The 7,031-nt window shown below is 56.7% G+C and carries 6 protein-coding genes; all 6 read left to right on the top strand.

Features of this window, described 5'->3' with window-relative positions; all coding sequences use genetic code 11:
* A partial coding sequence (locus tag K0B87_08960; protein MBW6514866.1) for a hypothetical protein occupies positions 1–362 on the top strand: 362 nt, incomplete at its 5' end.
* Between the two features lie 9 nt (positions 363–371).
* On the top strand, positions 372–1,811 hold the full coding sequence (locus tag K0B87_08955) for a TldD/PmbA family protein (protein MBW6514865.1): 1,440 nt from the start codon (positions 372–374) through the stop codon (positions 1,809–1,811).
* 551 nt (positions 1,812–2,362) lie between these two features.
* Positions 2,363–3,811, top strand: coding sequence for a tRNA lysidine(34) synthetase TilS (tilS, locus tag K0B87_08950; GenBank protein MBW6514864.1), 1,449 nt, complete (start codon positions 2,363–2,365; stop codon positions 3,809–3,811).
* Positions 3,792–4,337, top strand: a complete 546-nt coding sequence (gene hpt, locus K0B87_08945; protein ID MBW6514863.1) for a hypoxanthine phosphoribosyltransferase — start codon at positions 3,792–3,794, stop codon at positions 4,335–4,337. The genes tilS and hpt overlap by 20 nt, the downstream gene beginning before the upstream one ends.
* Before the next feature lie 146 nt (positions 4,338–4,483).
* On the top strand, positions 4,484–6,562 hold the full coding sequence (ftsH, locus tag K0B87_08940; GenBank protein MBW6514862.1) for an ATP-dependent zinc metalloprotease FtsH: 2,079 nt from the start codon (positions 4,484–4,486) through the stop codon (positions 6,560–6,562).
* 84 nt (positions 6,563–6,646) lie between these two features.
* Positions 6,647–7,031, top strand: a 385-nt coding sequence (locus K0B87_08935; GenBank protein MBW6514861.1) for an MFS transporter, incomplete at its 3' end; no start/stop codon positions are given.

The raw sequence follows: 7,031 nt of genomic DNA, 5'->3' as shown, positions 1-7,031 counted from the left end.
CCTGCCTGAAGGTCGCCCCGGGCTTAAAAACCCTGGAGGAACTGATCGGCGGGGTGAAGAAAGGCCTTTACATCTCCAGCCTCCACTACATGAATTTCATCAATCCCCGCGAAACCTCGCTCACCGGCCTCACCCGCGACGGCACCTTCCTGATCGAGGACGGGAAGATTAGCAAGGTCGTGAACAACCTGCGCTTCACCGAACGCATCGAACGCATCCTGAACAACGTATTGGAACTGGAAAACCGCTGCTACACCATCCCCTTCTCCGGCAACTACGAAACCTTCGACGTCGAAACGGTTAAGGCACCGCACGCCCTGGTGCGGGATTTCAACATCTCCTCTTCCACCCGCACGATCTAGGAGGGACAAATGGAACAACTCATCAAACAAACCCTGAACAAGCTCAACGCCCCGGACATCACATTCGCCGACGTGCGCGTGACCCGGACCGATACCGAAGGGCTCTATTTCATGAACGGTTTTTTGCGCAACTACGGCAGCAGCATGGATTCCGTCGCCATCGGGATCAGGGTGCTGATCAACGGATGTTGGGGCTTTGCCGGATCGCACCGCCTTTCCGAAGCTTCCCTGGACCGCCTGATCGCCAGCGCCATCTCCAACGCCCGCAACGGCAGCAATTTCACCCGCAGCAAGGTCACTTTCCCTGAGTTGCATGCCACCCAGGCTTCCTATCACCACCAGCCGGAGATCGATCCTTTCAAGATGGACCGCGAGGAGAAGATCAGCTATCTGCAAAAGCTGGCTGAGGCGATCAAACCGGCTGGAAAGATCGTCCATTCGCTGGTCGCCGCGCAGTTCATGCGCCAGGAAAAATACTATGCCAACAGCGAAGGCAGCTATTCTCACACCTCCTATTACAACACCCTGCCGATGATGGAAGTGGTCGCGGCTGAGGGCGACCAAATCCAATCGCGCACCTGGCCCGGGCACATGAGCGCCGGACGCGGCGGATTCGAGCTTTTCCACCAGCAAAAATTTCCGGAGAACACCGGCCGCATCGTCAAGGAAGCCACCGACCTGCTTTCAGCGCCCACGATCGAGGAGGAAAAGGCGGACATCATCATCGGCTGCGGTCATCTGGCCCTGCAGCTCCATGAATCGGTCGGCCATGCCACCGAGGCGGACCGCATCTTCGGCATGGAGATCTCCTACGCCGGCAAAACCTTCATCAAACCTGAGATGCTGGGCTCTTTCCAATATGGATCGCCGCTCGTGAACATCTATAGCGACAGCACCGACCCCAGGGGCCTGGGCTTCCATCCCGTCGATGACGAAGGCGTTCCGGGCAAAAGGTTGGACATCATCAAGGACGGCGTCCTCGTGAACCAGCAAACCTCCCGGCAGATCGCCCACCTCCTGGGACTGGAACCCTCATCCAACATGAAGGCCTCCTACGCAGACGACTTTCCCCTGGTGCGTATGACCAATTTCTGCCTCGCCCCCGGCTCCGGCAGCCTGGACGACCTGATCCGCGACACTGAACACGGCTATCTGCTCGATTTCACCAAGACCTGGAGCATCGACGACAACCGCAACAACTTCCAGTTCACCACTGAGATCGGCTGGCGCATCGAGAACGGAAAGATCACCGGCATCGTCAAGGAACCCACCTATTTCGGCATCACCAAGGATTTCTGGAACGCCTGCGACCGCGTTTGCGGAGAAGAGGAATGGGGCTACCACAGCACCTTCCACTGCGGAAAAGGCGAGCCGGGACAGGTGATGCAGCTCTCCCACGGTGTGGCTCCGGCCCGCTTCAGAAACATCAACGTCAGCGTCAAAATATAGACTGGATAAGGCCTGCAAGCCTCTCTCAGCCAAACCTTGAGCGCGGGATCAAGCTCCCGCGCTTTTTTCCTTGTGCTTCCATTAATCGATAAATTATTGATAACCAACACTTTGTCCCCTTACTCCATGCATGGCTCCCCTTATCATTACGGTGTTAATACGGACTCACTACGGACAAAGTCCGTAGTGAGTCCGTATTAACACCGTAATGATAAGGAGGGCGAAGTGGGCAATAACATGTATGGCATCAATTTAATACTGTGTGGGTGAATGATATTAATTGAAAGGCGCAAAAAAACAAGTCCAGGAATAGGATATGCTAATATTGAAGCCTGCAGACAGCAATAATGTTCAGGGTACCGGCTTACAGACCCGGGAAACTGGTGTTCCAAGCGCTTCAGCATTCTCTTTTCCCTTTTGCCCTTTATCCCTTTTACGAATCGCGTTTGACCCGGGACCTCATCTACGCCAATACCTGCCAAAAAAGCAGCTTGACAATCCGGGCGCCTGCAAAAAGCTTACTTTCTGGTAAAATTCACCAAGGAGCGGATATGCAAAAGCTGGACCAAGCGTTATCCAGGCTGCACGGTTATGTGCATGAAAAGAAGCTGTTCCCCGCCGGGGCCAAGCTGCTGATCTGCTGTTCAGGCGGCGCGGACTCGGTGGCCCTGCTGTATCTTTTCTCGCGGCTGCGTTCGCTGATGCATGTCACCTTGCTGGCGGTGCACGTCGACCATCAGCTGCGCGGCGCGGAAAGCGAGGCCGACGCGGAATTGGTGAAGGAGCATTGCCAGCAGCTCAACGTTCCGGTGATCGTGCGCAAGGTGCGGCTGGAGAGCGGGACCGACCTGGAGAATCAGGCCCGGAAAAAGCGCTTTGAGGTTTTCCAGCAGATCCTGGAGCTTTACCGCTTCGATTTCATCGTGACCGGCCACCACAACAATGACCAGACCGAAACGATGCTGATGAACCTGTTCCGGGGCGCCGGCCTGAACGGGATGGCGGGGATCAAACCGCGCAGCGGCAACATCCTGCATCCCCTGCTTTGCTTCAATAAAAGCGAGCTAATCGACCTGCTGCAGCATGAAAAGATCTCCTGGCGGGAAGACGCCAGCAACCAGGACCTGAGTTTCCGGCGCAACTGGGTGCGGCACACCCTGATCCCGCTTTTGGCCAAAGAGGTCAACCCCGCCGTGGGCGAAAAGATCGGCCTGCAGGCGCAGATCTTTGAGGAAGCGGAGCTCATGGTGCGTCAGAAAGTAAAACCCCTGCTCAGGAAAGCCGCGCTGGAACAGTCCCCGGAGCGCGTGGTCCTTTCCCTGCCGGTTTTGCGGCGCTACGGCAGGCTGGAGCAATACTACGTTTTGAGGGAAGCTCTGGTTTCCATCGCCGGCACCGAGCGTGATTTCTTCCTGCACAATTTTGAGGAGCTGCGCGGCCTGATGGATTCCGCGGGCTCCAAATACATCCTGCTGAACAATGGAGTGACGGCGCGCAAACAGTATGACGAGCTGATCATCGCGGAAAGCCAGCCCCCGCGCGAGGTCCCGGAACCCTACAGCGTCGAGGAAGACCGCAGCCGCGCGGTTTACGGCGAATTCCGCTTCAGCTTCAAGATCCTGAAGGTGTTGCCCGCGCAGAGGCACGAAGACCGCTTCAACGTTTATCTGGACGCCGACAAGATAAGCTTTCCCTTCAAGATCAGGAGTCGCAGTCCCGGCGACCGCTTCATGCCTTTGGGCATGACGCAGCAGCAGAAACTGAAGGATTTTTTCATCAACAGCAAAGTGCCCAAATTCGAGCGCGACCACGTTCCCATATTTGATGACGGCGCCAAGATATTCTGGATCGCGGGACACAGGCCGGACGCGCGCGCGGCCATCGAACCGGGCACCACGCGCTTTCTCTATATCAGCGCGGAGCGCGTGCACGAAAAACCCATGCGGGCAGCCAACCGCAGCAAGAGAACAGGAGAAACCAATGAACCGGATGAATTGTGACCTGTCCGCGGTCCTTTTTGACGAATACCAGATCCAAACCCGGGTGCGGGAGATCGGATCGCAGATAGTATCAGACTACAAAGACAAAACCCCCGTGCTGATCGGCATCCTCAAGGGCGGATTCGTCTTTCTGGCCGATCTTTGCCGCGCCATCACCATCCCGGTGGAACTGGATTTCCTGGCCATCTCCAGCTATGGATCGCAAACCTCGAGCTCAGGAGTGGTCAAGATCCGCAAGGATATCGACATCGACATCAGCGGCAGGGACGTGATCATCGTCGAAGACATCGTCGATTCCGGGCTCTCCCTGCAATACATCAAGGACTACATTTTAAAGCACGCGCCCGCGAGCCTGCGGACCTGCGTGATGCTGGACAAACCCAAAGCCCACAAGCTGGAGGTCGGATTCGACTATGTGGGCTTCGAGATCGGAAACGAATTTGTGGTGGGCTATGGGCTGGATTTCAACGAAAAATACCGCAACCTGCCTTATATCGGCATCCTGAAGGAAGAACTGTATTTATGAAATATATCATCTTGACACTCGCGCTGCTGGCCATTGGTTTTGCCTACGCGGCGGACAGCACAATGGTTCCAGCAGCGGAACAAAGCCAGGCTGAAACACCCGCGGAGGTGGAAAAGGCCGGAGAGGTGATCAGCGAATTTGCCACCATGCTGAAATGGTTTGTGGGAGCGCTGGTCCTGATCACGGTGTTCAGCGCGGTGCGCATCTATCTGGTGAAACGAAGAAAGCCCAAAGGCAAGGATCACCCAACCGGGGAAACCAAGCCGCCAGCCACGAACCGTCCCGGCGCCGGTGGAAATCCGCCTCCGGGAATGATCCGACCGGCCAAAACGCCTGTTTCCTATACCTTCATCATCGTCATGGTGATGCTGGGCATGCTCTTTTTCTACACCTGGTTCAGCGGGCGCGAGCAGATCACTGAGGCCAGCTATTCGGAATTTGTGGCGCAGCTCAACGCCGGGGAGATCAAGGAAGTGGAATTCACGGAACGGGACATTCTCTACACCAGTTCCGCGGACGCGAAGTTCCACACCATGCTGCCTCCCGTGGACGATCCGGAGCTGGTGAAACAGCTTTTGGAAAAAGACGTTAAAGTGCTCACAAAAAAGCCCTCACGCTGGCTGGGCGCGCTTTCCTATATGATACCTTTCATACTGCTGATCGCCTTTTGGTTTTTCATCATGCGCGGCATGAGCAACCAGAATTCCAAGGCCTTCAGCTTCGGTAAGAGCAAGGCCCGCATGCATGAAGCCAGCCGGAGCACGATCACTTTCAAGGATGTGGCTGGAGTGGATGAAGCCAAGGAGGAATTGCAGGAGATCGTGGAATTCCTCAAAGACCCCAAGAAATTCCAGCGCCTCGGAGGCCGCATCCCGCGCGGCGTACTGCTCGTGGGACGTCCCGGGACCGGCAAGACCCTGCTGGCTAAAGCGGTTTCTGGCGAGGCCAAGGTCCCTTTCTACAGCATCAGCGGCTCGGACTTTGTGGAGATGTTCGTGGGTGTGGGCGCGGCGCGGGTGCGCGACCTGTTTGAACAGGCCAAGAAAAATTCGCCCTGCATTACCTTCATCGACGAGATCGACGCCGTGGGCAGGCATCGCGGCACAGGTCTGGGCGGCGGGCACGACGAACGCGAGCAGACACTGAACCAGCTTCTGGTGGAGATGGACGGTTTTGAACCCAACGAAGCGGTGATCATCATTGCCGCCACCAACCGTCCGGACATCCTGGATCCCGCATTGCTGCGCCCGGGCCGCTTCGACCGCCAGGTGACGGTCGATCTGCCCGATATCAAAGGACGCACGGAGATCCTGAAAGTGCATTCCGCCAAGGTGCCTCTGGCCGATGACGTGCATCTGGAGTTGATCGCGCGCGGCACACCGGGATTCAGCGGAGCCGACCTGGCCAACATCGTTAACGAAGCCGCCCTGATCGCTGCCCGGTATGGCAAGCAAAGCATCAACATGAGCGACTTTGAGGAGGCCAAGGACAAACTGATCCTGGGCAAGGAAAAGAAGAGCCGGGTGATTCCTGAAGAGGACAAAAAGCTGACCTCCTACCATGAGATCGGACACGTTTTGGCCTCGATCTTCCAAGACAAGACCGAGCCGGTGCATAAGGTTTCGATCATCCCGCGCGGCTTCACGGCCGGCGCCACGCATTTCCTGCTCACGGACAAGACCGGGTATTCCAGAAGCTATCTGGAACAGATCATGGTCGAGCTTTTGGGAGGACGCGCCGCTGAAGAGATCATCTTTGGCGAACTGACAACCGGCGCGGGCAATGATCTGGAGCGGGTTACGGAGATAGCCAAAAAGATGGTCTGCACCTGGGGCATGAGCGACGCTTTCGGACCCATGACCATAGGCAAAGAGCAAGGCGAAGTGTATCTGGGCAAAGAACTTATCGGGCGTGACACGCATAGCAACGAGACTGCCCAACTGATCGACAGCGAGATCCGGGCCTTCATCACCAGGGCCTACCATAAGGCGCTGGATATCCTTCGCGCCCAGCGTGATCTGCTGGAAAAACTGGCCGCTGAGCTGTTTGAGAAGGAAACCCTGGGCACGGAGGAGATCTTTGAATTCATCCTCGCAGAGGTCGGAGATGAGGACAGGGACTTGGTCCAGAAGAAATATGAAAAAGCCAAAGAGCTGCGCTTCGAGCACAGCGAAAAAATAGAATCCCCGACCGGTCCGGCCATTGAACCGGAAAAGCAGGATTGACAGCGCCGATGCCCGACAAGCTGATGATGACAGACACGCGACCGGGCTTGGCCAAGCTGGCGGTACAGAGTTCCGGAGGCTCGTATGTTTAGGCTCAGGGACCTCTTCATCTCTCTGCAGGTGCGCAATTACCGCCTGTTCTTCATGGGCCAGGGCGTTTCCCTGATCGGCACCTGGGTGCAGCGCACCACCATGAGCTGGTTTGTCTACCGGCTTACCAATTCCGCTTTCCTGCTGGGTGTGGTGAGCTTTCTTAGCATGATCCCCTCGCTGTTCATCAGTCCCTTTGCCGGAGCTTGGTCGGACAGCTGGAACCGCCATCGCGCCATGCTCATCACCCAAACTTTATTCATGCTGCAGGCGGGTTTGCTGGCCGCGGGAGTGCTATCCGGCTACATCAACGCGGCGCGTTGGTGGCCTTTGATGGCGCTGGCCCTGTTGCAGGGTATCATCGAAGGCGTGGATGCGC

Source organism: Candidatus Syntrophosphaera sp. (genome assembly GCA_019429425.1).
In the GTDB taxonomy this organism is placed as follows: Bacteria; Cloacimonadota; Cloacimonadia; order Cloacimonadales; family Cloacimonadaceae; genus Syntrophosphaera.
Note: the sequence above shows the minus strand (reverse complement) of the source record. Positions and strands in the feature narration are given on the sequence as shown.